Raw genomic sequence first — 26382 nt, 5'->3', positions numbered from 1 at the left:
CGATTCTCCTGTTGTTAGGCCTGTACCAAAACGTCTTTGCCGACGACGCGCACCGGATAGGTGCGGATGCTCCACTCCGGCTTGACCGCGGTGGTGCCGGTCGCCAGCTCGAAACCCCATTGGTGCCACGGGCAGTAGATGTATTCCAGGTCGCGCACCATGACCGAGTCACCGGGCGCGGTCTCGTCGACGATCGTGCGTCCTCGGGCACGTCCCGAACACAGCGGCCCTCCTTGGTGGGGGCAGTAATTCGCGATGGCGTAGAAGGTGCCGTTGACGTTGTAGACACCGACACCGTGACGTCCGATCGGTACCAGTTTGTGTGTGCCCGGCGGGATTTCGTCCACGGTGGCGACTACATGTTCACGGCCCTGGGCGAGACGGGGCTCGGGGCGCCTGGTGGTTGCCCCTTCCTCTTGGGTCGTCAATTCAGAGCACCCGGGTCTGACCCTCGAGAACCGGAACGGTCTCGGGCAGGTGGTAAGTCGCGATGCCGTTCTTGTACATCACCGCGTCGCGCGCGTGCTTGGGCAGGTGCTTGACCAGCCAGCGCGGGTCGTCGAACGTCCAGTGCGGGTAGTCCGAGGAGAAGAGCAGGATCTTCTCGCACTCCATCCACTCCAGCGCGCGGGTCAGCTCGGTCTTGTCCTCGGGGTAGTCCAGCGGTTGGGTGGTGAACTTGATGTGGTCCTTGACGTATTCCGAGGGCTTGCGCTTGATGTCCACCCACGACTTGCGGGCGTCGTAGATCGCATCCATGCGCCACATCAACGGCAGGATCCAGCTGAACGCGTGCTCGACGAACACGATCCGCAGCGTCGGGAACCGATCGAAGACGCCGTCGAAGATCAGGCTCATCACCTGGTTGGCGGCCAGGAGCGAGTAGGTCACCATGAAATCGTGGTTGTAGCTGGGGTACCCCACCGGCGGCATCGGCAGCTCGTCGAAGTGGCTGCGCGACAGGTGACAACTCACCGTGATGTCGTGCTTGGTTGCGGCCGCCCAGATCGGGTCGTACTTGGGATGGCCCCATGACGGCCGCGGCTCGGCCTTGATCAGGATCTGCGCCATGTACGGGTGTCCGGCCCAGCGCTCGATCTCGCGCACCGACTCTTCCGGCTCCTCGATGGCCAGGCAGATCGAACCGCGCCAGCGCTCGTGCCAGTTGTTGTGGCTGTCCAGCCAGTGATTGGCCTGCCAGTCGTTGAGCGCGGCCGACATCGCGTGTTGCGCTTCGGGAATGCGCGCCGGGTACGCCGCCGGTTCCAGGATCGCGATGTCGGAGCCGGCCTCCATGATCAGCTGGCGAAACGCCAAGTCCGGGTCGCTGCAAGGGAACTCGCCGTTGGCGGGGAAGGAGTCCACCCGCATCGCATACGAGTGCGCGTAGTCCGGGGCGTCGTAGTAGATCTGCTCACCCACGTTGCGGGTGAGGAAGTACTTACTGCGCCAGGGCTCGGGGATGTACGGGAGGAGCTCTCCGCGCTTGGGTGCCGGGTGGACGTCCGAGTCGACGCACCGGACGGCGATGCGCTCGGCAGCGGGAAGCCGCTCCTGAGAATGGGTCAAACTCATCTGAAACTCCTCGTCTTTCTCGGTCCGCCCGCGTCCACTTCTACTGTGCGCCCACCCCGGCGGGAATGTCTATGCCGTAGAGCTGCGCGGCGTTTCGCCAGCACAACTTCTCGCGCTGCTCGGCGGACAGGGCGCGGGGCAGCTTCGTGATATCGCCGCACTGCCAGTGCGGATAGCTGGAGCCGAACATCACCATGTCGTCCTTGCCGGTGAAGCCGAACCATTCGCCGGCGAACTCGACGTCGCCGGGGCCGTCGAGGCTGCCCTGGACGAAATACACGTGGCCGGGCAGATAATCGCTGGGGATCCGCGGGGACCACGGCGTCTGCTCCAGGTGCGGCCGGCCGAAGGTGTCCATCCGCCAGATGAACGGCGTCACGAAGTCGGCGGCGCCGTCGCCCCACACGAACTTGAGGCCGTCGAACCGCTCGAAAACCCCCTCGGCGATCATGTTCATCAGGTGATACAGGTAGTTCAGCGCCATGAAGCTGACGTACTGCTCGTAGGTTCGGGTGTTCCCTGATGGCGTCGGCGCAAACGCGATGCCCGACCCCACCTCGATGTGCGCGGCGACGGGCAGGCCGGCGTCGACCGCGGCTTCCCAGATCGGCCAGAACTGCGGTTTGCCATACAGCTCGCGGGACTGCAGCGGGACGCCGATCTGAACCACGCGCGGATGGGAACGCCATCTCTCGATCTCCCGCAACGCGCCGGGGATGTCGTCGGGGTTCACCCGGATGGTGCCGCGGAACCGCTCGCCGAACTCGCTGGACTCGAGCCAGTTCGACACCATCATTTCGTTGTGCGCGGCGTGCAGCGCGCTGCCCAGATGCCGGTCCGGCATGATGCCACGGCCCATCGGATGCAGGACCGCCACGTCGACCCCGCGCTTCGTAAAGAGTTCGGCGGCAACGAAATCCGGATCCGACCCGGGGTACTGCCGGTCCGGCCCCTCGGTGTTGGGCGCGTACTCCCCGCCGGGGGCGCCGTACCAGTCCATCTCGTAATCGGGGAAGCCGCGACTCTTGAACGGCTCCCGCAGGGTCTTCCGCAGCGCCTTGTTGGACGGGAAGAAGATGTGCACGCTCGCGTCGATCAGCGGTGTGCTTGTCCCGTCAGCGTGTGTGATCACGAGAGCCACCCTTCGGCTCCGGCGGCCAACAACGAGCCGTGCGAGGTCATGTGAATAGCCAATCTAACATTTTGCTGAGCGCTCAATCAATAGGTTTTCGGTAAGCGTTCCGTTTAGTCGTTATAGCTGGTAGCGGGCATTTTGCGGGTTACTGAGCAAGTGTCGTTCTTCATTACGGATAATACCATTCTCCGGGTTGTCCAGGGATACGATCCGCGTGGCCCGCGCCGCGCGCACTCCTCACAAACTTGCTGTGGCCCCCGCGCGAGCTAGGCCGGGGACGGGCCCACCGTGACGCCGGCGGCCCTCTCGAGCGGTTTGATCACCGTCGTGAAATCGGAATCGGGCCCCTCGTCGCGGGCGACGGCCTCCCACAGCCGGGCGGTCGCCTCCGCGACCTCGGCGGGCACGCCGAGCGCCTTGGCCTCGTCGAGGTAAAGATGCACATCCTTGACCATCAGGCCGGTGGCAAAGCCGTAGTCGAAGGTGCGCGGCAGGATCGCGCGGGGAAACTTGTCGCGGCTCGCGCTCGTCGCGCCCGACCCCGCGTTGAGCACCTCGATCATCACGCCCGGGTCGAGCCCGGCCTTGACCCCCATGACGACCACTTCGGCCGTCGCGGCCAAGACGTTGGCCGCCAGGATGTTGTTGGCCAGCTTCATCGTCTGCGCCGAACCGGGGGTGTCCCCGACATACACGGGCCGGCCGAGGGCGTCGAGCACCGTTCGGATGGCCTCGAATTCGCCGCGGGGCCCGGACACCATGAGCGCCAGCGTCCCCTTCTCCGCGCCGCCCACACCTCCGCTGACCGGGCTGTCGATCCGCGCGATGTTCCGTTCGGCGAGCAGGCCGTGGATCCGCATCGCCATTTGGCTACCGACCGTGGACAAGTCGACGTAGCGCTTGATCCGTTCGCCCTCGATCACGCCCGCCGGGCCGGTGGCCACCTCCAGCGACACCCCGGGTGTGGGCAGGCTGGCCAGCACCGTGTCGGCGCGATCGGCGACCTCGTGGGGTGACGACGCCGGGCGTGCCCCCAGCGCCACGACGCGCGCGAGTGCGGTGCTGCGCGTGTCGAAGGCGACGACGTCGTGCTTTTCCTGAATGAGGCGGCAGGCCATGGGAAAGCCCATGTTTCCCAACCCGATGAAGCCGATCTCCATGATGCGCCCCTAGTCCCGGTCCAGCTCGGCGAACGCCTCGCGGGCGATGCGAAAGCTGTCGACCGCGGCCGGCACGCCGCCGTAGATGGCCACCTGCAGAAAGATCTCGCGAATCTCCTCGCGGGTGACACCGTTGGTCAGCGCCGCCTTGACGTGCATCCGCAATTCGTTCGGCCGATTGAGCACTGCGATCATCGCGAGGTTGAGCATGCTGCGGGTCTTGCGCGGCAGTTCGTCGCGACCCCACACGGCGCCCCAGCAGTACTCGGTGACGAGATCCTGCAGGGGCCCGGTGAAGTCGTCCGCTCCGGCCAGCGCGCGCTCGACGTAGTCCGCCCCCAGTACCTCGGAGCGGATTTGCAGCCCCCGCTCATAGGTTTCGCGATCCAATGTCTTCCTCCTCCACTCCGGGTGCGGCGGCCGCGGTGGTTGCCGCTGAGCTCGAACTGCCTGAGCGCAGTCTTGCACCGCGCCAAAACCGCGAGGTCTACAGTCGAGGTTCACATGGACCTTCCCGCTCACCTCGTCGTTCCCCACGGAACGTCACCGCGTCCCAATTCGCCTGCGGTGAACAAGAATACGAGCGAAACGAACCTCGACGTGGAGGAGACGCGATGACCGGAGCAAGCGCCGACGTCTGGGAAGTCATGGCGACCGCCCGAACGATCCGGCGCTTCACCGACCAACCGGTGGACGACGCGACCCTGACGCGGTGCCTCGAGGCGGCGCGATGGGCCCCCTCCGGCGCCAATGCCCAGGGCTGGCGTTTCGTGGTGCTGCGGTCGCCCGAGCAGCGCGCCGTGGTGGCCAAGGCCGCCGCCCACGCACTGCAGGTGATCGAGCCGGTCTACGGAATGAGCCGGCCCGCCGACGGCGACAACAGCCGTCGCGCCCGCACCTACCGCGCGACCTACGAATTGCACGACCGCGCCGGTGAATTCACGTCGGTGCTGTTCGCGCAGGCGCACTACCCGACGGCATCGGAACTGCTGCTGGGCGGTTCGATCTTCCCCGCCATGCAGAACTTTCTGCTCGCCGCTCGTGCACAGGGGCTCGGCGCCTGCATGACCAGCTGGGCCTCGTACGGCGGTGAGCAGCTGCTGCGCGATGCCGTCGGTATCCCCGACGGCTGGATGGTCGCCGGGCACATCGTGGTCGGATGGCCCAAGGGCAAACACGGGCCGCTGCGCCGCCGTCCGCTTGCCGAGTTCGTGAACCTCGACCGCTGGGATGGAGCCGCCGACGGGCTGCTGACCAGCGACTAGGTGGCCTCAGCGATCCGGCTCGTCACGCACCGTTCGGTGAACCCATGCCCGGATTCAGAGATTATTACTTCCAGAACCGAGAATGATATTCTCGCCGTGACAGTCACGACGAGAGGCGGCGCGGATGCTGTTGGAGTTCGATGCTGATCAGCGACTGTGGCAGGACACGGTGCGCGATGCCGTCACCAAGCAGTGCCCGCCCTCGCTGGTGCGCAGCGTGGCCGAAGAAGGCGTCGACCCGAGCCCGCTGTGGAAGTCCTATGTGGATCAGGGCTGGACCGAGCTGAACGACCCGGAGAGCACGGTCGAGCTCGCCATCGTTCTCGAAGAGCTGGGCCGCGCCACCGATCCCACACCGTTCCTGGCGACGATGAGCCAGTTCGCGCCGCTGGTGGCGGATCGCTTCGACCCGCACGAGTCGGGCACGGCCGTGTACGGCGGGGTGGTGGCATACCGCGACGCCGAAGGCTGGGTGTTGGACGGCACCGCGCGCGATGTGCTCGACGGCGATCGCGTCGACCGCCTCGCGGTGGTGACCGACGCGGGCGTGTTCATCGCGCCGTCCAGCCAGGTGTCGGCCCGCCGCACGGCGGTCTTCGACCCCGTCCTGCACGTGGCCGACCTGTCGTTCGGCGAGGTCCGGGTCCCCGACACCGCCCGTATCAGCGTGGACGACGAGCGCGCGCACCATATTGCGTTGACGGGCATGGCAATCACCATGGTCGGCGCCTGCCAACGCATCCTCGACCTGGTGCTCGAGCACGTGAGTAGCCGCCAGCAGTTCGGTGTGCCGATCGGCTCGTTCCAGGCCGTGCAGCACAAGGCCGCCGACATGCACGTCGCGGTGCAACGGGCGAGGGCGTTGGCGTACTTCGCGGCATTGACGATCGCGGCGGACGATCCGCGCCGCCGGCTGGCGGCCGCGATGGCCAAGGCGTCGGCGGGGGAGTGCCAGTCGCTGGTCTTCCGTCACGGCTTGCAGCTGCACGGCGCCATGGGATTCACGTGGGAGAACGACCTGCAGTTCGCGCTCAAGCGCGCGAAGGCGGGCGAACTCATGCTGGGCGGCGCGGCGGAGCATCGGGCGCGGATCGCCGAGGAATATCGTGCAGCTGACTTTTGATCCCGACGTCGAGGCGTTCCGGTCCGAGTTTTCGGCCTTCCTCGACGAAAACCTGCCTCCCGCAAGCGAAACGAGCGAGCGCCCGCGGTCGGTGTCGCACATGCCGCAGTGGGCGCGACGTTGGCAACGGCTCCTCTTCGACAACGGCTGGTTGTTGCCGAGCCAGCCACCGGAATACGGTGGCCGCAACGCGACCGTGCTGCAGCAGTTCGTCTACCTGGAGGAACTGAGCCGCCGCCGCATCTATCACAGCTTCAACCCGCAGGGCGTCAATATCGTTGCGGCATCGCTGTTGTCGTTCGGCAGCGATGAGCAGAAACAACGCTGGGCCGTGCCCGTCCTGCGCGCCGAGATGACCGCGTCGCTGGGGATGAGCGAGCCCAGCGCGGGTTCTGACCTGGCGTCGCTACGCACCCGCGCGGTGCTTGACGGCGATCACTTCGTCGTCAACGGGCAGAAGGTGTGGACCTCCGGGGCCCACGACGCCGACTTCTTGTTGACCTTCGTGCGGACGAATCCAGATGCGCCGAAGCACAAGGGAATCAGCGCGCTGGTCATCCCCACCGACACCCCCGGCGTCGTCCGCCGGCCCTTCCCGTCGATCTGCTCGATCGACGATTTGGACTTCAACGAGGTGTTCTTCACCGACGTGCGGGTGCCGGCCGAAAACCTGGTCGGTGAACTCAACCAGGGATGGATGGTGGCCAACGGTTCGTTGGGCCACGAGCGCACCATGATGTGGCTGGGCTTTGCGGACCGTCTCGAGAACATGATCGACGACTTCCACCCCACCACCGATGTCGAGCGCGACCAGTACGCCACGACGATCATGGACCGGCAGGCGCTGCGCCTGCTGGGCTCGGCCGCCCTGGCCCGCACCGCCCGTGGCGAAGACGACGTGGCCGCGATCTCGGTGCTCAAGCTGCTCGGCTCCGAAGCGGAGTTGCGCGGGATGGAACTGGCGCTGACCTCCGCGGGCGCCGATGGGCTAGTCCAGCCCGGCCAGACCGGACCGTATGCGCACATGAATCTCGACCACTACTTCGCCAGCTGGTTTGAGCGCTTCGCCCGCAGCTTCTCGGGGACCATCGCCGGCGGCACGTCGGAAATCCAGCGCAACATCATCGCCCAGCGGGTGCTCGGCCTCCCGCGCGCCTAGCGCGTATCAAAGCGCCTGTCCAGAGAACTTGCTGGGCAACGGGATCCGGACCACGTCCGGAGTTGCCAGCTGGCCGGCAAGCACGGCAACGCGGTGGGGAAGGCCATGTGCTCAGCATGGCGACGGGCCGCCGCGCAGCGTGAAGCCACGGCTTTGAGCGTGAAGCCACGGTGGCAGCCACCGGCTTGGGCTCAAGGGGTGATTGCAACACTTCGTAGTTAGGGGTGTTGATGACGGGTCAGCCTCAGTTGTTGTCGGTGCAGCGCCGGTATTGGGAGTTGATCGCGTCCGGGGTGTCCTCGGAGGACGCCGGGGTTGCGGTCGGCGTGTCGGCGACGTGCGGCGGCAAGTGGTTTCGCAGGTTTGGTGGTGTGAATCCGCGATGGTTAGCCCCTCAGGGGCAGAAACGGCCGCGGTTGTCGGCTGATGAGCGTGAACAGATCATGATCGGCGCCGCTCAGGGCGAATCGATTCGCTCGATGGCAGCCCGGTTGGGCCGGGCCCCGTCGACAGTCATGCGCGAGATCGCCAACAACGGCGTCATGCGGGGGTATGTGGGCCGTTATCGTTCTCGTTACCGCTTCGGAGCCCGCCGAGCGGGCGTGGATGCGAAATCGGGCTATTCGGCGCGGATTGCTCAGCTTCGCAGCGAGCAGCGAGCGCGCCGGCCCAAGATCGGCAAGCTGGGTCGCTGCCCTGCGTTGCGTGATCAGGTGCAAGCGTGGTTGGTCAAGAAGTACAGCCCGGAGCAGATTGCCGGGATGTTGGCCACGACGTATTCCGACCGCCCGGAGATGCAGGTGTCCCACGAAACCATCTACAAGGCGCTCTACGTGCAAGGACGCGGGGAGCTACGCCGCGAGCTGACTAAGTGTTTGCGGACCGGGCGGGCATTGCGCAAGCCACGGGCCAGAGTCGGCGCCCGTAGCGGCTGCGGCCGAATTCCGGGCATGGTCAACATCAGTGAGCGGCCCGCTGAGGCCGCTGACCGCGCGGTGCCCGGGCACTGGGAGGGTGACTTAATCCTGGGCAAAAATCAACACTCTCAGATCGGCACCCTGGTCGAACGTTCCACCGGGTTCGTGCAACTGCTGCACCTGCCCGCCCGTCGCGACCCTGAGACGGTGGCTGATGCGATGATCGCCACCATCAAAACCCTGCCCCAGGCATTGCGGCGCTCGCTGACCTGGGACCAAGGCCACGAAATGTTGCGCCATGCCCGCATCAGTATCGACGCCGGCATCGACATCTACTTTTGCGATCCACACTCACCCTGGCAGCGCGGCAGCAACGAAAACACCAATGGCCTATTGCGCCAATACTTTCCGAAAGGCACCGACTTATCCGTGCACTCGGCCGACTACCTCGCCGAAGTCGCCGCTGAACTCAACGAACGCCCACGCAAACGCTTCGGCTGGGACAGCCCCGCCCAAGTCCTCAACCGGCTACTGTCAAACCCGCCACAAACCACTGTTGCAACCAAACCTTGAAACCACCCGGCGTGTCGCCGCCCTCAGCGCACAGTCAAAGCCGCGGATTCACACTCGATGACGATGCGACCCGGCGACACCTAATGTGTTTTAGACAGGGTCGAATTTGGTGATCAGCCACTTGCCGTTGACCCGGGTGAGGCTCACCAGCACGCTGCTCGACGCCATCGCTGGGTCGGGGTTGTCCTTGCTCGTGGTGCTCTGATCGACCAGCACCAGCACGACTGCCGAATTCGGATGCAACTCCTGGACCGCGGCCCCCAACACTCGAGCGGTGGTCTTCAGTGACTTCTGTTTGGCCGCCGGAGCCACGATCTGCTCGGTGAACTGGTTGTAGTACGACAAGAAGTCGCCGGACAGGTGCGACTTGGCGGTGGCGAAATCTTTGTCGAGAGAGTCGGGCGAGTAGGAGAGCAGCGCGACCGTTCCGTCGGAGGCGGCATTGACGACCGTGGTCGCGACGCTGGCGTCTGTCTGCTTATCGGGCCGGTACTGCTTGAAGTACAGCCACGTCGCCCCACCACCGGAAAGCAGCAGCAGCGCAATCAGAATCGCGGGAACGACTTTCACCCTGCGCCGCGCCGGTGGGGCACTTGTTTCGCTGCCCTCGGTTCGGTCGGCAGACTCGTCGGCGGTGTCGATGCTGGGCTCGTCCTCACTCATGGGATGAACTCCACGTTGGACATCTTGTATTGCCCGCCGTCGTTTTTGACGGTCACCTTGAGCCGCCAATTGCGCGGTTCGTCTTTGGCGCCCGCGGCGTTGGTGATGCGCGACGTCGCCGCGACGAGAACCAACGCGAAATCGCCGTTGATGGATTGCACGGCCGCCGCGTTCACGGTTCCTTTGGTAACCACCTTGGACTGCTCGACGACGGTCGTGAAATCTTTTGCGCGGGCCTGGAAGTCGTCGTGGAACTGGCCGGTCGAGCTGTCGATCACCCGCTGGACGTCCTCCTTGGCCTTATTGCAGTCCATGGAAGTCAAGTTGACGACACCTTGTCTGGCTCCCGCGACGAAGTTCGCGATCCGCTGGCTGCGCTCGTTGACTTCATGGCGGTTCCACATCATGTATCCGCTGGCCGCGACGAAGGCGCAGATGAGCAGGATGACGGCCACTTTCCACGTCACGGACAGCGGCGGCATTCGCAAGCGCCGCCGGCTGCGGGCCGGCTCGGTTTCCGGTTCCGCGTCTTCGGAGGTTTCGTCGGAGACTTCTTCTTTCTCGGTCTCCGCCTCGTCGGCGTCGGTTGCCTCGTCGGTGTCGGCGACGTCGTCGTCGGCCTTCGGCCCGTCGGTGTCGGTTGCTTCCTCGGCGGCCTTCTCCTCGGCGGCCTTGTCCTCGGCGGCCTTTGCCTCGGCCTCTTTTCGGGCTTCGTCCAGCGCTTCGCGCCGGAGCCTGGCGGCGCGGGCGCGGGCGCGCGCCGCTGCGGCAAGCGCTTCGGCTTCGGCTGCTTCGGCCTCGGCTTCCTCGAGCAATGCCCTGGCATCGGCTTTCGACGTGGCCGAATCGCGCGGCGGTTCTTTGGCCTCAGCCATCGTGCTTACCGACTCCTGTACCTCTCACGCGGCTAGAATCGCACGAGCGTGAACGGCCAACTGTTGGTGCCCCCCGGTCCGCCACCGCAACCGGTGTCGAACGTCGAGTCGACCTGACCCGCCAGCGTCACCGCATCCCACGAGTAAACATCATGCGAGGGAAAGAACTGGACCACGCAGCGCACACCATCGGGCACGTCGACGGCCATGGTGTAGCGGCCGTTGGACAGGCGGGCCTCTCCCCGGTAGACCGTCGCCTGCCCGTTGGGCTGCGGAGTCGCGTAGATCTGCAGGCATCCCGGCTGATTAGGGAAGCACGGGTTGATCGACCAAACCCAGAAATGGCCGGGATCCCGGTCCGAGTTCACACTGTAGTTGGAATACAGCATGTCCGCGTGGGCGGTCGGCGCGATGGTCAGCGCGGCCATGGCAACCGCAAGGCTCACTGCGAATCGCTTCACCGTTGCGTCTCCCATCTCTGCACACGCGCTTGCGCCCAAATATAGGGGGCGGTCACGCTGAACAGGCCTACTCGGAAAAATTGCGGCCGTCAACGATTGGTCCGTCCAGGCCTACCTAGTCGATGACCGCGGCTTCCTTGCGTTCGGTGATCGGCCGGGCGAGCTCTTGTTCGTCGCAAATGCGTTGGAGCTTTTCGAGCGTCTCGTCCAGGCCGGCTCCGATCCTGCGGCCGGGCGTGAAGGTCGCCGGCAGCTTACGCATGCCCTGGATGACACCGATAGTCTCGTAATGGACGGTCCCCTCGGGATCGCACTTGTAGTCGGGCATCCGGTCGAGAACCGCGGTCAGCATGGATTTGAACACCGTGCGTGCCACATTCGACCCGATGCATCGGTGGACCCCGAGCCCAAAGCTGAAGTGCCGGTTACCCTTACGGTCGAGGATGATCTCGTCCGGGTCGTGGAACACCGCGGGGTCTCGGTTGGCCATCGCCCACGAAATCCACAGCCGCTCGCCCTCTTTGAACCGGGTGCCGTCGAGTTCGGTGTCTTCGGCGAAGGTCCTGCCGTCCCCGGGTGCCGGGGTGAAGTAGCGCAGGAACTCTTCGGTCGCCGGGTCGAGCAGGGTCTTGCGCTCGTCGCTGAGCAGCTGCCGTTGCTCCGGGTGCTCCGAAAGCCACTCCAGCGAGTGCGCGGTGAGTGCGGTCGTGGTGTCGAAGCCACCGCCGATGACCAACCCGAGGTTGCCGAGGATCTCCAGTTCCGGGGCGGGCTCGCCGTCGATGCGCATCTGGAGCAGACCGTTCACGATTCCTGGCCGCGGATTGGCGCGGATCTCGATCATGTTGTTGACCATGTCGAGTCCCATTTCCCGGTGCATCGCGGTGACCCGCTCGATGTCGGGGGAGTGCTCGGGTGTGTAGACCGCGGCATGCACCGGCTCGCTGTACATGTTCCACTTCTTCAGCGGGATGCCGAGCATGGCCAGGGTGAAGACGGCGGGCACGATGTTGGCGAGGTCGTCGACGAAGTCGATGCTGCCGCCCTCGATCTTCTCGTCGAGGCAGGCGCGCGTCACGTCGTCGATGAACGGCTCCCAGCGCTTGATCGCGGCCGGGGACAGATAAGGGTTGAGCACGGTCCGGTAGGTGCGGTGCTCGGGGTCGTCCATCTCCAGGATGCCGCCGCGGACGGCGCTGACGCGGCTGGCCGTGGGGATCGAAATGCCTTTATAGCCACGGCGTTCGCCGTGGATGTCGTGGTCGTTGGAGACCGCCGGGCAGCGCGCCAGCTCGAAGACCTCGTGGCTGCCGGCCGCCACCCAGTGGCCGCCGTAGGTATCCGTCCAGGCCATGGGGCACTTGGCGTGCATCTCTTCGGTGATGGCCTTGAACTGCGACCGATACTCGGAAGAATGCCGATCGAAGTGGTATCGGTTCTTCTTCCGGTCACCGTCATTGACGACGTCGTCGACACTCAACGCTCTGTCTCCCTCAGTGTTTCGCTTCTACGACTTCGGTGCCGGCTCAGTCTTCGGTGATCATGATGGCCTGCTCCGGACAGGACTGCGCCGCCTCACGAACCTGGTCCTCCCGATCGGCGGGCACCACTTCGTCGATCGCCGACGAGCTGCCGTCGATGTCGCTGAGCTGAAACGAATCCGGAGCGATCATCGCGCACAGGGTATGGCCCTGGCATCGCTGCGAATCCACCCAAACCTTCACGGCTGTCTCCTCTCACCTGATGCTGGTTGCCGGGCACCGTCGACGAATCGCCACCGCTCAGGTGTTGCGACCGCCGTTGACGCCCAAGATCTGACCGGTGATGTAGCCGGCTTCCTCGGACACCAGAAACGCGCACGCCGCGGCGATGTCCTCGGGTGTGCCGATGCGACGGACCGGGGTGCGGGCGATGGTCTCTTCGATGTCGCCGAGGAAGCCGTTCTTCTCGGCGGCGCGCAGCATCGGGGTGTCGATGAAGCCGGGCGGCACGGCGTTGACCGTGATGCCCTTGGGCCCGTATTCGAGTGCCAGCGATTTCGTGAGGCCGTTGACCGCCGACTTGGCCGCCACGTAGTGACTCATGTAGGGCGCGCCGGAATGTGTGCTCGACGAAGAGATATTGACGATGCGTCCCCAGCCGGCCTCGACCATGTCGGGCAGCACCGCCTGGACGGTGTGGAAGACGCCGTTGAGGTTGACGTCGATCACCCGCCGCCAGTCCTCGAAGGTGATGTTGTGGAACTTCTTGAAGCCGTCCAGCCCGGCGGCGTTGACCAGCACCGTCACCGGGCCGAGTTGGGCGCGGATCGCCGAGAGCGCGGCGTCCACTTGCGACCGGTCGGTCACGTCGGCGGTGAAGGTGAATTCGGCGTCCGACGGCCGCAGGTCGATGGTGGCGACGTTCAAGCCGTCGGCGCGTAGGCGCTGCACGACGGCAAGGCCGATGCCGGATCCGCCACCGGTGACCACCGCAGTCTTCATCTTGAGGCCTCTACTCCGACGGGGGCCATTTCAGCCACAAAGAATCTCCCTTACAATTATGAGAACCCTACTCTCCACGCGGAGTGGCGTGCAACACGCCCGCGAAACCGCGTTCGGCCTGCGTCGAGAGGGCCTCGGGGGCAACTTCTGGCCGTTTGCGCCGCTGGTCAGCACCTCGATCTCATTCCTGAGACTTTCTTGAATTATCGAAACTCGAATGTAAGATTCGCCGGGGAAGAGAATGAAATTATCGTGATCGTCACCACACCAGGGGGTACCGGCATGCCTGCCCAGGACACGGCAGAACCCGCCGTTGGGTCCACAGCGACCATCGCGGAAGCCGCGCCTGAGCCGGGCCCGGGGTCAGGCGCAGACCGCCGCCTGTTGATCGACGGCCGCCTCGTCGCCGCCGGCAAGACGTTCGCTTCGATCAATCCCGCGACGGGCGCTGTCATCGGGCACGCGCCGGACGCCGGCGCCGAGGAGGCCGAAGCGGCGATCGCGGCGGCGCGTCGCGCGTTCGACAGCACCGACTGGCCCACCGATGTCGAGTTGCGCATTCGCTGCCTCGACCAGCTGCACCGGGCGCTCGTCGAGCACGCCGACGAGTTGCGTGAGCTCACCATCGCCGAGGTCGGCGCCACCCGCGCGCTGACCCAGGGCGCGCAGCTCGACGAGCCGATCGGCATCGTGCGCTTCTACGCGGACCTGCTGCGCACCTATCAGTTCTCCGAGGACCTCGGGGAACGGGAATCGCGGGGCATGCTGCACCACCGCTGGGTGGAAAAGGAAGCCGCCGGGGTGGTCGGCGCCATCATCGCCTACAACTATCCGAACCAGCTCGCGCTCGCCAAGCTGGCGCCGGCGCTTGCCGCGGGATGCACGGTCGTGCTCAAGGGCGCCCCGGACACGCCGCTGGTCACCTTGGCGCTCGGCGAGCTGATCGCCAACCACACCGACATTCCCGCCGGCGTGGTCAACGTGCTCAGTTCGTCGGATCCCGTGTCCGGGGTCGCGCTGACCACCAGCCCGGACGTCGACGTCACCACCTTCACCGGATCGACCGAGGTCGGGCGCAAGATCATGGCCGCCGCCAGCCAGACCGTCAAGCGCGTCTTTTTGGAGCTGGGCGGCAAGTCGGCGGCGATCATGCTCGACGACGCCGACTTCGCCAACGCGGCGCTGTTCGCAGCCTTCAGCATGGTGACCCACGCCGGCCAGGGGTGCGCGCTCACGTCGCGGCTCCTGGTGCCCCGATCGCACCACGACGAAATCGTCGACCTCATCGCGCAGAACTTCGCCAAGGTGAGCCACGGCGACCCGGCCGACCCCAAGACCTACATGGGCCCGCTGATCAACGAACGGCAGCGGGACAAGGTCGACGGCATGGTCCAGCGCGCCGTCGCCGCCGGGGCAACCCTGGTCACGGGCGGCAAGCGGCTCGATCCCGGCTATTTCTATGCGCCGACGCTGCTCACCAACGTCGATCCCGACAGCGAGATCGCCCAGGACGAGGTCTTCGGGCCGGTGCTCGCGGTGATCGCGTTCGACGATGACGACGATGCGGTGCGCATCGCGAACAACTCGATCTACGGCCTGGCGGGCGCGGTGTTCAGCCGCGACCAGGACCGGGCGCTGGCCGTGGCGCGCCGGATCCGGGCCGGATCGTTTTCGATCAACGGCGGCAACTATTTCGGCGCCGACAGCCCGTTCGGGGGCTTCAAGCAGTCGGGCGTCGGCCGCGAGATGGGGGTGGCCGGGTTGGAGGAGTTCCTGGAGCGCAAGACGTTCGCCGTTCCCGCGGTGCCGACCAAGGGGGCGGGCGCGTGAGGCCGCTGGAGGGCATCCGGGTGCTGGAAGTCGCCATGTACGGGTTCGTCCCGTCGGCGGGCGCGGTGCTCGCCGAATGGGGCGCCGACGTGGTCAAGGTCGAGCACGCGGTGACCGGCGACCCGCAGCGCGGGCTGCGCCAGACCGGGATGTTGCGCGTCGAAGGCGATCCCAACCCCAACATCGAGCACGCCAACCGCGGCAAGCGCAGCATCGGGCTGGACATGTCGGTGCCCGAGGGCAAGGAAGTGCTCTACGAGCTGGCCCGTCGCTCCGACGTGTTCCTGACCAGCTTCCTTCCCGCTCATCGGAACAAGTTCGGCATCGACGTCGACGACATTCGTACGGTCAACCCGAACATCATCTACGCCCGCGGCAGCGCACTCGGCCCGCGCGGCGGCGAGGCGGAGAAGGGTGGCTACGACATGACCGCCTTCTGGTGCCGGGCGGGAACCGCGGCGACCATCACCCCCGCCGGGATGCCGGGGATGATCGCCCCGCCCGGACCCGCCTACGGCGACACCATCTCGGGAACCAACCTCGCCGGCGGCATCGCGGCCGCGCTGCTCAAACGTGAGCGCACCGGCGAACCGTCCGTCGTCGACGTGTCACTGCTGGGCAGTGGGCTGTGGTCGATGGGGCACACCGTCGCGCTGACCAAGCATCTGGGGCAGCGGCTCGAAGCGCCCCCGCCCGGCGTGCACGGCGCGCCCAACAATCCGTTGGTGGGGCTGTACACGACGTCCGACGGCCGCTACATCTCCTTTGTGATGATGCAGCCCACCAAGTTCTGGGCTGACGTGTGCCGCCACGTCGACCTGCCGGAGCTGGCCGACGATCCGCGCTTCGCCACGGTGGAGGAGATTGCCGCCAACACGGCGGAAGCGGTGGAGCTTTTGAGCAAGGCCATCGCAACCCGCACCCTGGCCGAGTGGAGCGAACGCTTCGCGACGCTGTCCGGGCCGTGGGCGCCGGTGCAGGACACCCTGCAAGCCGTCGACGACGCGCAGATCCGCTCGAACGAGTACATGGTGCGAGCGGGTGAGCTCGAATTGGTTGCCAACCCGGTACAGTTCGACGTCGCAGCGCCACAGACCGGACCGGCCCCCGGGTTCGCTGAGCAGACCGACGAAATTCTGATGGAACTCGGACTCGATTGGGACCGCATCATCGAGCTCAAGACGGCCGGCGCCGTCACCTAGGACTGGAGTTTGCCTGATGCCGAACATGTTTGTTGCGACCCACCCGTGCCGCGTCGCCGTTCCGGCGTTGCGGAGTCCGATAACGGTTATGCCTTTTTCGCTCCGCCGGGACGGCGCATGAGTCATAATCTCCGGACGCTTCAAGACGTGGGGCCACCCGTTTTGCAGCGCCGACTCCCGCAGCAGAACGGAGGACTGGCGTGACCGAGGTCGCGGCTGTCGTACCGGATGTCGACTCCGAAATGCGGCCGCCCGCTGCGCATTTCGCCATCGGCGGCACGGCTTCGCGGGCGCCGGTTCTGCCGAATCTACCGCAGGCCTTGCGCCGGAACAAGACTGGCAGTCTCGTAATGCCGAAAGGGTGTTGTTCCCATGGCGAATAAAGGGGCTGACCGCTGGTCACCCGGGATCATGTTGGGGCGCGGCTCCAAGCCGGCACAGGCGATCGGTGGGTTGTTCGCGATGTCGGCGGACGCGGTCAAGTTCTTGTTTCAGCGCCCGTTCCAGTGGCGTGAGTTTCTCGAGCAGTCGTGGTTCATCGCGCGGGTCGCGATTGCGCCGACATTGTTGGTGGCCATCCCGTTCACCGTTCTGGTCAGCTTCACCCTGAACATCTTGCTGCGGGAACTCGGTGCCGCGGACCTTTCCGGCGCGGGCGCGGCGTTCGGTGCCGTCACTCAGATCGGCCCCATGGTGACCGTGTTGATCGTGGCCGGCGCCGGCTCCACGGCGATGTGCGCGGACTTGGGGTCGCGAACCATCCGAGAAGAGATCGACGCGATGGAGGTGCTCGGCATCAATCCGGTGCAGCGCCTGGTGACTCCGCGCATGCTGGCCGCGGGGCTGGTGGCCCTGTTGCTGAACAGTCTGGTCGTCATCATCGGCATCGTCGGTGGCTACGCCTTCTCGGTGTTCATTCAAGACGTCAACCCAGGCGCGTTCGCTGCGGGCATCACCTTGCTCACCGGCGTGCCGGAAGTGATCATTTCTTGCGTCAAGGCAGCGCTTTTCGGCCTTATTGCCGGATTGGTCGCGTGCTATCGCGGGTTGACGATCACCGGCGGTGGCGCCAAGGCCGTCGGCAACGCCGTCAACGAAACCGTGGTGTATGCGTTCATGTCCCTGATGGTCGTCAACGTGGTTGTCACCGCCATCGGCATCCGATTTTCGGCCAAGTAGCGGCCAAGTAGTGACGAAGGAGGTGTAAGGACAGATCGTGATAGCCCTACGCGCTACCTACCCGCGTCTGACGCGGCAGCTTGAGAAGCCCGTCAGCACGTTGAGTCGGATCGGCGATCACACGCTGTTCTACGCCAGGGCGCTGGCCGGGGTGCCGTTCGCGACGGCCCACTACCGCCGCGAGATCATTCGCCTCATTGCCGAAATCAGCATGGGGGCGGGCACATTGGCGATGATCGGCGGCACGCTGGGAATCGTCGGCTTCATGACACTCGCCGCCGGTGGCGTGCTGGCAGTCCAGGGCTATAGCTCGCTGGGCAATATCGGCATCGAGGCGCTGACCGGATTCCTATCGGCGTTCATCAACGTGCGGATTGCCGCGCCGATCGTCGCAGGCATCGGTTTGGCGGCCACGTTCGGCGCCGGCGTGACCGCGCAGCTGGGCGCCATGCGGATCAACGAAGAAATCGACGCCCTGGAATCCATGGCTATCCGGCCGGTTTCGTATCTGGTCAGCACCCGGATCGTCGCCGGGATGCTCGCGGTGACCCCGCTCTATTCCATCGCCGTCATCTTGTCGTTCGTGGCCAGTCAGTTCATCACGGTGTTCATGTTCGGTCAGTCAAGCGGTTTGTATCAGCACTACTTCACCACGTTCCTCAACCCCATCGACTTGTTGTGGTCATTCCTGCAAGCCGTTTTGATGGCGCTGACCGTCTTGTTGATCCATACCTACTTCGGTTACTTTGCCTCCGGCGGCCCGGCCGGCGTCGGCGTCGCGACCGGCAACGCGGTGCGCACCTCGCTGGTCGTGGTGGTATCCGTGACGCTGCTGGTCTCGCTGTCGATCTACGGCTCCAACGGCAACTTCAACTTGTCCGGGTAGGGGAGGAGACCTGACGTGACGGACCGCCTCGGACCCGGCCCTATCGACCGTTCGGAAACAGCCAGCAGCGCAGCGCCTGTCGCGGCGTCACCCGGTGGCAACTTCGGCGCGCAATCGTATGCGCGCCCCCTGGCCGGTTTGGCGACCGTCGCCGTGGTCGCCGTGATCGTCGCCGTTGCCGTTGGCCTGTTTCGGGGCTCTTTCACCGAAACCGTGCCGGTGACCGTGATTTCGCAACGAGCCGGCCTGGTCATGAACCCGGACGCCAAGGTCAAGATGCGCGGCGTGCAGGTGGGCAAGGTCGCCTCGATCGACCCGCTGCCCAACGGCCAAGCGGCCATCCACTTGGCGATGGACCCGTCCCAGTTGCACTTCATCCCCGGCAACGTGCTCGTCGACATCGCGTCCTCGACGGTGTTCGGCGCCAAGTCCGTCCTGCTCGTAGAACCGGCCCAACCCTCGGCGCAGCGGCTACACAGCGGCCAGACGCTGCAGGGCCAGCACGTCATGGTCGAAATCAACACGGTGTTCCAGCAACTGGTGTCGGTCCTGAGCCACATCGATCCGCCCAAGCTCAACGAGTCGCTGGGTGCGCTGGCACAGGCGTTCAGTGGGCGGGGCCCACAGCTTGGCCAATCGCTGAGCGACCTGGATTCCTTTCTCGCCAGGCTGGAGCCGAGCCTGCCCGCTTTCCGGCATGACCTCTCGGTCTTACCGGTGGTGTCCAACGCCTACGCCGACGCGGCGCCCGACCTGATGAAGACCGCCTCGAACGCGACGCGGATCAGCAAGACGATCGTCGACGAGCAACGCAACCTGGATGCGTTGCTGATCAGCGCGATCGGCCTGGCCGACATCGGCAACGACGTCTTGTCGACGAACCGTCAACCGCTGACGGACGTGGTGCATCTGCTGGCACCGACCACGGATCTGACCAATGAGTACGCCCCGGCGCTCAACTGTGCTTTCGCCGGGCTCGTACAGATAACGCACGGGGCGCCGTTGTCGGAACCGAGCATCAACATCTCGGCGAGCCTCACGTGGGGCGCCGAACGTTATCGTTATCCGACGAACCTGCCCAAGGTCGCGGCGACGGGCGGCCCGCAATGTGTGGGCCTGCCGAAGCTGCCGTTCAATACCGCCCCGCCGCAGTTGATTGCCGACATCGGCGCCAACCCGGTGAACTACGGAAACCCGCAGCTGTTGCTCAACTTCGACGGGCTGAAGCAGCTGTTGTACGGGCCGATCGCCGGCCCGCCGCGCAACCCCGCCCAGATCGGACAACAGGGATGAGAACGCGCGCAACGCTCATCAAGTTCGCGACCTTTGCGGTCGTGATGGCGGTGCTGACCGCCTTCCTGTTCTTCATCTTCGGCCAGTACCGGACGGGCGCGACGACCGGGTACTCGGCGGTGTTCAACGACGTGTCGCGGCTGAAACCGGGCGAGTCGGTGCGCGTCGCCGGGATTCGCGTCGGCACCGTCGACAGCGTTTCGTTGCGGCCCGACAAAAAAGTCGTGGTGAAGTTCGATGCCGACCGCAACGTCGTCCTCACCGAGGGCAGCAGGGCGGCGGTCCGCTACCTGAACCTGGTGGGCGACCGCTACCTCGAACTGCTCGATGGTCCGGGCTCGCCCAAACGGCTGCCCGCCGGCGGTCAGATTCCCGTCAGCCGCACCGCGCCCGCGCTTGACCTCGACCTCCTCCTCGGCGGACTGAAACCCGTTACGCAGGGGCTGAATCCGCACGATGTCAACGCGTTGACCGCAGGGCTGCTGCAGGTCTTCCAGGGTCAGGGTGGGACGATCGAGTCGCTATTCACCAAGACGACGTCGTTTTCGAACGCCTTGGCCGACAACGATCAAACCGTGCAGCAGCTGATCGACAACCTCAACACGGTGATCGGCACGATCGCCAAGGACGGCAAACAGTTCTCCGGCGCAATCGATCGCCTCGAGCAGCTTGTCAGCGGGCTGTCGAATGACCGCGACACGATCGGGTCCGCGATTGACGCCCTGGACAAGGGAACCGCCTCGCTGGCGGATCTGCTTGCCGAGGCTCGCCCGCCGCTGTCGGGGACCATCGCTCAGCTGAATCGACTGGCACCCATTCTCGACAACGACAAGGACCGCATCGACACCGCAATTCAGAAGGCGCCCAGGAACTACCGCAAGCTGGTTCGACTCGGCGTGAACGGCGCCACCATCCCGTACTACATCTGCCAGTTCGGGCTCCGCGGTACGGATCTCAACGGCAAGACCGTGCGCGCCAATATCTTCAGGTCAGATGCAGGAAGGTGCACGGAACCCTAATGCTCAAGTATCGCGGAGCCGGGCTGGTCAAAGCCGGACTCATCGGCACCGTCCTGGCGGTGATGGTCATCCTGGTGGGGCTGTCGCCCGACCGATTCGTCGCATGGGCGACGATGGTCAGGTACCAGGCGCTGTTCACCGAAGCCGGGGGCCTTGCGGCGGGCAACCCCGTCATCGTGTCGGGGATGAAGGTCGGCACGGTGTCGGATGTGAAGCTGCGCCATGGCGATGCGCTGGTGACGTTCGCGATGAAGGGCAACGTCCTGCTCGGCTCGGAGACCTCCGCGCACATCCGCACGGGCACGCTGCTGGGCGAGCGGATGCTCGCTGTGGAGTCCGCCGGCAGCGGCACGATGCACCCGATGGCCCTCATCCCCGTCTCGCGCACGTCCTCGCCGTATTCGTTGACCGAAGCGGTCAGCGACCTGACCACCGACACCGCGGGAACCAATACCGCGGCGCTGAATCAGTCGCTGGACACGCTGGCGGCGACGCTGGATCAGATTGCGCCCCAAATGGGCCCGGCCTTCGACGCGCTCACTCGGTTATCGCGCACCCTCAACAGTCGCAACAAGAACCTGGGAGACCTTTTCAAGAGCGCCGGCGACGTCACCGGGGTTCTTTCCGAACGCAGCCAGCAGGTCAACAAGCTCATCCTCAACTCCGACTCCCTGCTCCAAGTCCTGGTGGCGCGGCGTCAAGAGATCGTCGACCTGCTGGCCAACACGTCGGCGGTGGCCAAGCAGCTGACGGCATTGGTGCACGACAACGAAAGCACGTTGGCGCCGACGCTGGAGAGACTGAATTCGGTGACCGCGATGCTGGAAAAGAACCGCGACAACATCGCCAAGTCGCTGGCGGGCCTCAAGAAATTTCAGATCACGGTCGGTGAGGCCATCGCCGGTATGTACGCCTACCAGGCGTTCGCCCCGAACTTCCTTATCCCGCAACTCTTCCAGGAGTTGTTCGACTACCTCTGGGGATTCCGCACCTTCGATACGTCGAAGGGTCCCGGCTTCCCATCGCCGGTGCCTCGGGCGCTGACCCCCTGGCCCTACAACTCCATTCCAATGTGCCCTGGCTGCACGTTGGGCGGACGGGTCGGAGGGTCACAGTGACCTCCTGGACCTCTCGGATCCCGCGCAAGCGGCTCGCGGCCGTGACGGCGGTTGCCTTGGTCGGGCTCCTGCTTGCCGGAGCGGCCGTGGTCGTCCGCAATACGTTCTTCGGGCAGAAGACGATCACGGCGTATTTCACCACCGCCACGGCGATCTATCCCCACGACGAGGTGCGGGTTTCGGGTGTCAAAGTCGGCACCATCAAATCCATTCAGCCGCAGGGCACCCAGGCCAAGATGATCCTCAAGGTCGACCATGACGTGCCGATTCCGGCGGACGCGAAGGCGGTGATCGTCGCCTCGAACCTGGTGTCCGCCCGCTACGTTCAGCTCGCCCCGGCCTATCGAGACAGCGGGCCGGTCATGCGGGACGGCGCGGTCATACCGGTCGAACGGACCGCGGTGCCGGTCGAGTGGGACGAGGTCAAAACCCAGTTGATGCGGCTGGCAACGGATTTGGGACCCAAAAGCGGGGTATCGGGCACATCCGTCGGCCGGTTCATCGACAGCGCCGCCAACGCCCTCGACGGCAACGGCGACAAGCTGCGGCAAACGCTCGGTCAGCTCTCGGGCGTCGGCCGGATCCTCGCCAACGGCAGCGGCAACATCGTCGACATCATCAAAAACCTGCAGACGTTCATCGGCGCGCTACGCGACAGCAACGTGCAGATCGAGCAGTTCAACGGTCGCCTGGCCACGCTCACCAGCGTCGTCAACGACAGCAAATCCGACCTGGACGCGGCGCTGACCGATCTGTCGACGGCGGTCGGCGAGGTACAGCGATTCATCGCCGGCACGCGCAACCAGACCAGCGAACAGATCGCCCGATTGGCCGACGTCACGCAGAACCTGGTCGATCACCACCTGGACCTGGAGAACATCCTGCACGCAGCGCCGAACGCGTTCGGCAACTTCTTCAACGACTACAACGCCGACACCGGAACCATCGTCGGAGGATTCGGGCTCATGAACATGTCGAATCCCACATGGGGCGGTCAGGTTCTGTTATCCGTACCGGGCTGCACGCAAATCGGCGCCATCGGGAACATCACCTCGGTCGAAACGGGCAAGCTCTGCTCCCTGTTCATTGGTCCTGGATTGCGGCAGACCAGCTGGAATAACTCGCCCCTTCCGCTAAACCCGTTCATATCCAAGTCGATTGACCCGGCCAGGGTTCTCTACACCGAACCGCGCCTGGCACCCGGCGGGGAGGGCCCGAAGCCCACGGCACCCGAGATCCCGCCCGCGGTATCGGCCTACACCGGTCTGCCGGGTGACCCGGTGGGACCGCCGGGGGCGGTGCCACCGGCGCGGATACCGGGCGCGGCGATGCCGCTGCCGCCCCCACCGTCGACACCGGCGCCACCACCGCCGGCGCCGAGTGCCTCGGAGATGCTGTTGCCGACAGACGGGCCGCAACAATGATCGCCCGGGCAGCGGCACGGCGGGTGTTCACCGTCGGCTGTTGCGTGGTGTTGACGGCGACGGGATGCGCGTTCCACGGCCTGAATTCACTACCCCTGCCGGGCGCAGTCGGACGCGGGCCGGGGGCCAACATCTACCACGTCGAACTCCCCAATGTCGGTACGATGGAGTCGAATTCGCCGGTGATGATCAACGACGTCGTGGTCGGCAGTGTCGGCACGATGAGGGTGCATGGCTGGCACGCCGACGTCGAGATCTCCGTCAAGCGCGACGTGGTGGTCCCGGCCAATGTGGTGGCCACCGTCGGTCAGACCAGCCTGCTGGGCTCGATGCATGTGGAGCTCAATACCCCGCTGGGCCAGCAGGGCAGCGGACGGCTGCAACCGGGCGCCACCATCCCGCTGAGCCGGTCCTCGGCCTACCCGTCGACCGAGCAGACGCTGTCATCGCTGGGTGCGGTCGTCAACGGCGGTGGACTGGGTCAGATCGGGGAGGTCATCCACAATTTCTCGGCCGCCCTGTCCGGGCACGAGGGTGCGGTGCGTGACCTGATCACCCGCCTGGACACGTTCGTGGGAACTCTGGACGACCAGCAGGACAACATCATTGCCTCCATCCAGGCGCTGAATCGGCTGTCGGCCACCTTCGCCGACCAGCGCGACGTTGTCACCGACGCGCTGCGCAAGATACCGCCGGCGCTCGAGGTGTTGATCAAGGAGCGGCCGCGTCTGACGGCGGCGCTGGATCACCTCCGCGTGTTCAGCAACACCGCCAACCGGCTGGTCAACGACGCCCAGGCCGACCTGGTGAGGAACCTCAAAAACTTGGAGCCGACCATCAAAGCGCTCGCCGACGTCGGACCGGATTTCGGCGCGGCCATCGCGGCGTCGTTCGTGTTCCCGTTCACCCAGAACTTCGTCGACCGAGCCGTCCGTGGCGACTTCTTCAACCTGCATTTCGATTTCGACCTGACGATCCCAAGGCTCAAGAAGGGATTGTTCCTGGGAACCCACTGGGGGCAACTCGATATGCCGGTGCCGCCGGTGCCCGGGGATCCGTATCGCATGAATTACACGCTCGATCCCTTGCATAACCCGCTGAGGCCACCGTGGGTCGATCCCGACGCGTTGCCGTTGCCCCCGCCACCGCCGGGTGCGGTGCCGGGACCGGGGAACTATGGACCTCGTCCGGGGCCTGCTCCGGCTGAGGCGCCGATGCCTGACGCGAATCTGGGTCAAACGCCACCGCCGGCGGAGGCACCTTCGACGGGAGCGGGTGGATAGATGCTGACGCGCTTCGTTCGAATTCAGCTGGGGATTTTTTTGGTCGCCGGGATCATCGGCGTGGTCGCGATGGTGCTCTTCTACATTCAGGCGCCGACCCTGCTCGGCATCGGCCGGATGACGGTGACGCTGGAGTTGCCGGCCACCGGCGGGCTGTACCGGTTTTCCAACGTGACCTACCGCGGTGTTCAGCTCGGCAAGGTCACCGCGGTGGGTTTGACGCCGACGGGCGCGAAAGCGACGCTGTCGCTGAGCACTTCACCAAAAGTCCCCGCGGACCTGACCGCCGAGGTGCTCAGTGTCTCCGCGGTGGGTGAGCAGTACGTGGACCTGCGGCCCAAAACCAATTCGCCGCCCTACCTGCACGACGGCTCGGTAATCTCCGTGCGCGACACCACGATTCCGCAGCCGGTCGCCCCGATGCTCGAGCAGGTCAATGCCATGGTTCAAAGCATCCCGAAGGCCAAACTCGGCCAATTGCTCGACGAGTCCTTCGAGGGCTTCAACGGCACCGGTTACGACCTGGGCTCACTGATCGATTCCTCGAAGACCCTGTCGCGCGACGCCAACGGCGTCGTCGATCGCACCCGGGCCCTCACCGAAGACACCGGGCCGCTGCTGGATACCCAGGCGCACACCACCGACTCGATCAGAACGTGGGCGCGCAGCTTCGCCGGCATCTCGGATGTGTTGGTGAACAACGATTCCCACTTCCGGACCATCCTGGAGAAGGGTCCGGACACCGCGAACGAAGCATCCCGGCTTCTCGAACAGATCAAGCCGACGCTGCCGGTGTTGCTCGCCAACCTGACCACTATCGGGCAGATCGGCATCACCTACCACCCCTCGATCGAGCAGCTGCTGGTGCTGCTGCCCTCGGGGGTCGCAATCGAGCAGGCCGCTACGGGTGAAAACCACCCCGACGGTAGGGCTTACGGCGACTTCGCGGCCACGGTCGACGATCCGCCGATCTGCACCGTCGGCTTCATGCCGCCCAACACCTGGCGATCCCCGGACGACCTCAGCGACATCGACACACCGGACGGGTTGTATTGCAAACTCCCGCAGGATTCGCCGATCGCGGTTCGCGGTGCCCGCAACTATCCCTGCATGGGTCACCCGGGCAAGCGCGCGCCCACCGTCGAAATCTGCAACAGCGACAAGCCGTACATGCCGCTGGCGATGCGCCAACACACCACGGGGCCCTACCCATTGGATCCGAACCTGATTTCCCAGGGCGTCCCGCCCGATGACCGGATTACCGTCAACGACAGGATCTTCGGCCCGGTCGAGGGCACGCCGCTGCCCCCGGGGGCGGTGCCTCGCGGCGACGCGGCGGGGCCGCGGGGAGAAAATCCACCGCCGGGCACGGCGGGGGCAGCTGTGCCCCCCATGCCGTCGTCGGGACCAACGCTGGCGCCGATGACGAGAATGTCGGCTGACATCCCGGCTTTTGCGCCGCTCGATGTCGCTGGCCCGGGCGAGCTTCCGACGCCACCGCCGCCACCACCGGTGCCCGCACTAGCGCCTGCACCGCTGGATCAGGTCGACGGTGGACAGCCCCAGGCCGCGCCAAGCTCGTTCGGCGCCAACACATCTAAGCCCGCGCCCTCGGTCGTGGTGGCGAAGTACGATCCGCACACCGGTCGTTATGTCGGGCCGGACGGAAAGTTGTACCAGCAGTCGGATCTCGTCGCTCAGAAGGCGCCCAAGACGTGGAAGGACATGCTCCCCACCTGAATCCACCCGGAGGCGAAGC

25 protein-coding genes are annotated in these 26382 nt (G+C 65.5%); 14 read left to right on the top strand and 11 right to left on the bottom strand.

The genetic code is table 11. The features are described 5' to 3' along the window. Nucleotides 1-14 precede the first annotated feature (14 nt). From QGN30_RS23700 to QGN30_RS23680, 5 genes are all read right to left on the bottom strand, one after another. Nucleotides 15-428 carry a Rieske (2Fe-2S) protein gene (locus tag QGN30_RS23700; RefSeq protein ID WP_026071476.1) on the bottom strand — a complete coding sequence of 138 codons (414 nt, stop codon included), beginning with the start codon at nucleotides 426-428 and terminating at the stop codon, nucleotides 15-17. Nucleotide 429: 1 nt separating this feature from the next. After that, complete coding sequence (locus QGN30_RS23695) at nucleotides 430-1575, bottom strand: amidohydrolase family protein (RefSeq protein WP_009952148.1); 1146 nt, start codon at nucleotides 1573-1575, stop codon at nucleotides 430-432. 40 nt (nucleotides 1576-1615) lie between these two features. Beyond that, on the bottom strand, nucleotides 1616-2707 hold the full coding sequence (locus QGN30_RS23690; RefSeq protein ID WP_014379185.1) for an amidohydrolase family protein: 1092 nt from the start codon (nucleotides 2705-2707) through the stop codon (nucleotides 1616-1618). Between the two features lie 269 nt (nucleotides 2708-2976). Then, nucleotides 2977-3870, bottom strand: a complete 894-nt coding sequence (locus tag QGN30_RS23685) for an NAD(P)-dependent oxidoreductase (protein WP_038535058.1) — start codon at nucleotides 3868-3870, stop codon at nucleotides 2977-2979. A gap of 9 nt (nucleotides 3871-3879) precedes the next feature. Then, the gene (locus QGN30_RS23680) at nucleotides 3880-4260 is read right to left on the bottom strand and encodes a carboxymuconolactone decarboxylase family protein (RefSeq protein ID WP_009952143.1); all 381 of its coding nucleotides are present in this window, start codon (nucleotides 4258-4260) and stop codon (nucleotides 3880-3882) included. Nucleotides 4261-4484: 224 nt separating this feature from the next. On the opposite strand from QGN30_RS23680, the gene QGN30_RS23675 reads away from it, so the two are divergent. The 4 genes from QGN30_RS23675 to QGN30_RS23660 all read left to right on the top strand — a co-directional run bounded on the left by QGN30_RS23675 (nucleotide 4485) and on the right by QGN30_RS23660 (nucleotide 8907). Next, nucleotides 4485-5135 (top strand): nitroreductase family protein, encoded by a 651-nt coding sequence (locus tag QGN30_RS23675; RefSeq protein ID WP_014383861.1) that lies wholly within the window; start codon nucleotides 4485-4487, stop codon nucleotides 5133-5135. A 124-nt stretch (nucleotides 5136-5259) separates the two neighbouring features. Further along, complete coding sequence (locus QGN30_RS23670) at nucleotides 5260-6258, top strand: acyl-CoA dehydrogenase family protein (protein WP_248923500.1); 999 nt, start codon at nucleotides 5260-5262, stop codon at nucleotides 6256-6258. Then, nucleotides 6242-7417, top strand: coding sequence for an acyl-CoA dehydrogenase family protein (locus QGN30_RS23665; protein WP_038535061.1), 1176 nt, complete (start codon nucleotides 6242-6244; stop codon nucleotides 7415-7417). Before QGN30_RS23670 ends, QGN30_RS23665 begins: the two co-directional genes overlap by 17 nt. A gap of 230 nt (nucleotides 7418-7647) precedes the next feature. After that, nucleotides 7648-8907: an IS30 family transposase gene (locus QGN30_RS23660; protein ID WP_165576433.1), complete on the top strand. Its 1260-nt coding sequence runs from the start codon at nucleotides 7648-7650 to the stop codon at nucleotides 8905-8907. A 90-nt stretch (nucleotides 8908-8997) separates the two neighbouring features. Here QGN30_RS23660 and QGN30_RS23655 read toward each other — a convergent pair whose 3' ends face one another. The 6 genes from QGN30_RS23655 to QGN30_RS23630 form a co-directional block, all read right to left on the bottom strand. Beyond that, the gene (locus QGN30_RS23655; RefSeq protein WP_038535063.1) at nucleotides 8998-9570 is read right to left on the bottom strand and encodes a hypothetical protein; all 573 of its coding nucleotides are present in this window, start codon (nucleotides 9568-9570) and stop codon (nucleotides 8998-9000) included. Further along, the gene (locus tag QGN30_RS23650; protein WP_038535065.1) at nucleotides 9567-10445 is read right to left on the bottom strand and encodes a hypothetical protein; all 879 of its coding nucleotides are present in this window, start codon (nucleotides 10443-10445) and stop codon (nucleotides 9567-9569) included. Before QGN30_RS23650 ends, QGN30_RS23655 begins: the two co-directional genes overlap by 4 nt. Before the next feature lie 32 nt (nucleotides 10446-10477). After that, nucleotides 10478-10921, bottom strand: a complete 444-nt coding sequence (locus QGN30_RS23645) for a hypothetical protein (protein WP_172417488.1) — start codon at nucleotides 10919-10921, stop codon at nucleotides 10478-10480. 100 nt (nucleotides 10922-11021) lie between these two features. Beyond that, nucleotides 11022-12386 (bottom strand): cytochrome P450, encoded by a 1365-nt coding sequence (locus QGN30_RS23640; protein ID WP_014379197.1) that lies wholly within the window; start codon nucleotides 12384-12386, stop codon nucleotides 11022-11024. 46 nt (nucleotides 12387-12432) lie between these two features. Then, nucleotides 12433-12630: a ferredoxin gene (locus tag QGN30_RS23635; protein ID WP_009951811.1), complete on the bottom strand. Its 198-nt coding sequence runs from the start codon at nucleotides 12628-12630 to the stop codon at nucleotides 12433-12435. Nucleotides 12631-12687: 57 nt separating this feature from the next. Next, nucleotides 12688-13389, bottom strand: coding sequence for an SDR family NAD(P)-dependent oxidoreductase (locus tag QGN30_RS23630; RefSeq protein ID WP_009951813.1), 702 nt, complete (start codon nucleotides 13387-13389; stop codon nucleotides 12688-12690). A 252-nt stretch (nucleotides 13390-13641) separates the two neighbouring features. Here QGN30_RS23630 and QGN30_RS23625 point away from each other — a divergent pair, with 252 nt between their 5' ends. The 10 genes from QGN30_RS23625 to QGN30_RS23580 all read left to right on the top strand — a co-directional run bounded on the left by QGN30_RS23625 (nucleotide 13642) and on the right by QGN30_RS23580 (nucleotide 26363). Then, a complete protein-coding gene (locus QGN30_RS23625) occupies nucleotides 13642-15219 on the top strand; it encodes an aldehyde dehydrogenase family protein (RefSeq protein WP_095562456.1) in 1578 nt (525 codons plus the stop codon). After that, the gene (locus QGN30_RS23620) at nucleotides 15216-16421 is read left to right on the top strand and encodes a CaiB/BaiF CoA transferase family protein (protein ID WP_009951816.1); all 1206 of its coding nucleotides are present in this window, start codon (nucleotides 15216-15218) and stop codon (nucleotides 16419-16421) included. The genes QGN30_RS23625 and QGN30_RS23620 overlap by 4 nt, the downstream gene beginning before the upstream one ends. A gap of 372 nt (nucleotides 16422-16793) precedes the next feature. Further along, nucleotides 16794-17600 (top strand): MlaE family ABC transporter permease, encoded by an 807-nt coding sequence (locus QGN30_RS23615; protein WP_014381835.1) that lies wholly within the window; start codon nucleotides 16794-16796, stop codon nucleotides 17598-17600. A 40-nt stretch (nucleotides 17601-17640) separates the two neighbouring features. Beyond that, nucleotides 17641-18486: an MlaE family ABC transporter permease gene (locus QGN30_RS23610; RefSeq protein WP_026071391.1), complete on the top strand. Its 846-nt coding sequence runs from the start codon at nucleotides 17641-17643 to the stop codon at nucleotides 18484-18486. Nucleotides 18487-18615: 129 nt separating this feature from the next. Further along, nucleotides 18616-19779, top strand: coding sequence for an MCE family protein (locus QGN30_RS23605; protein ID WP_308440615.1), 1164 nt, complete (start codon nucleotides 18616-18618; stop codon nucleotides 19777-19779). Continuing rightward, entirely contained in the window at nucleotides 19776-20798 is a 1023-nt protein-coding gene (locus QGN30_RS23600; protein WP_014379201.1) for an MCE family protein, read from the top strand. Before QGN30_RS23605 ends, QGN30_RS23600 begins: the two co-directional genes overlap by 4 nt. Further along, nucleotides 20798-21916 carry an MCE family protein gene (locus QGN30_RS23595; protein ID WP_009951821.1) on the top strand — a complete coding sequence of 373 codons (1119 nt, stop codon included), beginning with the start codon at nucleotides 20798-20800 and terminating at the stop codon, nucleotides 21914-21916. Before QGN30_RS23600 ends, QGN30_RS23595 begins: the two co-directional genes overlap by 1 nt. Next, nucleotides 21913-23340, top strand: a complete 1428-nt coding sequence (locus QGN30_RS23590) for an MCE family protein (RefSeq protein ID WP_009951822.1) — start codon at nucleotides 21913-21915, stop codon at nucleotides 23338-23340. The genes QGN30_RS23595 and QGN30_RS23590 overlap by 4 nt, the downstream gene beginning before the upstream one ends. Then, nucleotides 23337-24623 carry an MCE family protein gene (locus tag QGN30_RS23585; RefSeq protein ID WP_014379203.1) on the top strand — a complete coding sequence of 429 codons (1287 nt, stop codon included), beginning with the start codon at nucleotides 23337-23339 and terminating at the stop codon, nucleotides 24621-24623. The genes QGN30_RS23590 and QGN30_RS23585 overlap by 4 nt, the downstream gene beginning before the upstream one ends. Continuing rightward, entirely contained in the window at nucleotides 24624-26363 is a 1740-nt protein-coding gene (locus QGN30_RS23580; RefSeq protein ID WP_009951825.1) for an MCE family protein, read from the top strand. The last annotated feature ends 19 nt before the right edge of the window (nucleotides 26364-26382 follow it).

Source organism: Mycobacterium sp. 3-98 (assembly GCF_035918355.1).
Taxonomy (GTDB): Bacteria; Actinomycetota; Actinomycetes; order Mycobacteriales; family Mycobacteriaceae; genus Mycobacterium; species Mycobacterium intracellulare.
The sequence above is the reverse complement of the archived record's forward strand: the minus strand, read 5'-3'. Positions and strand labels throughout refer to the sequence as shown.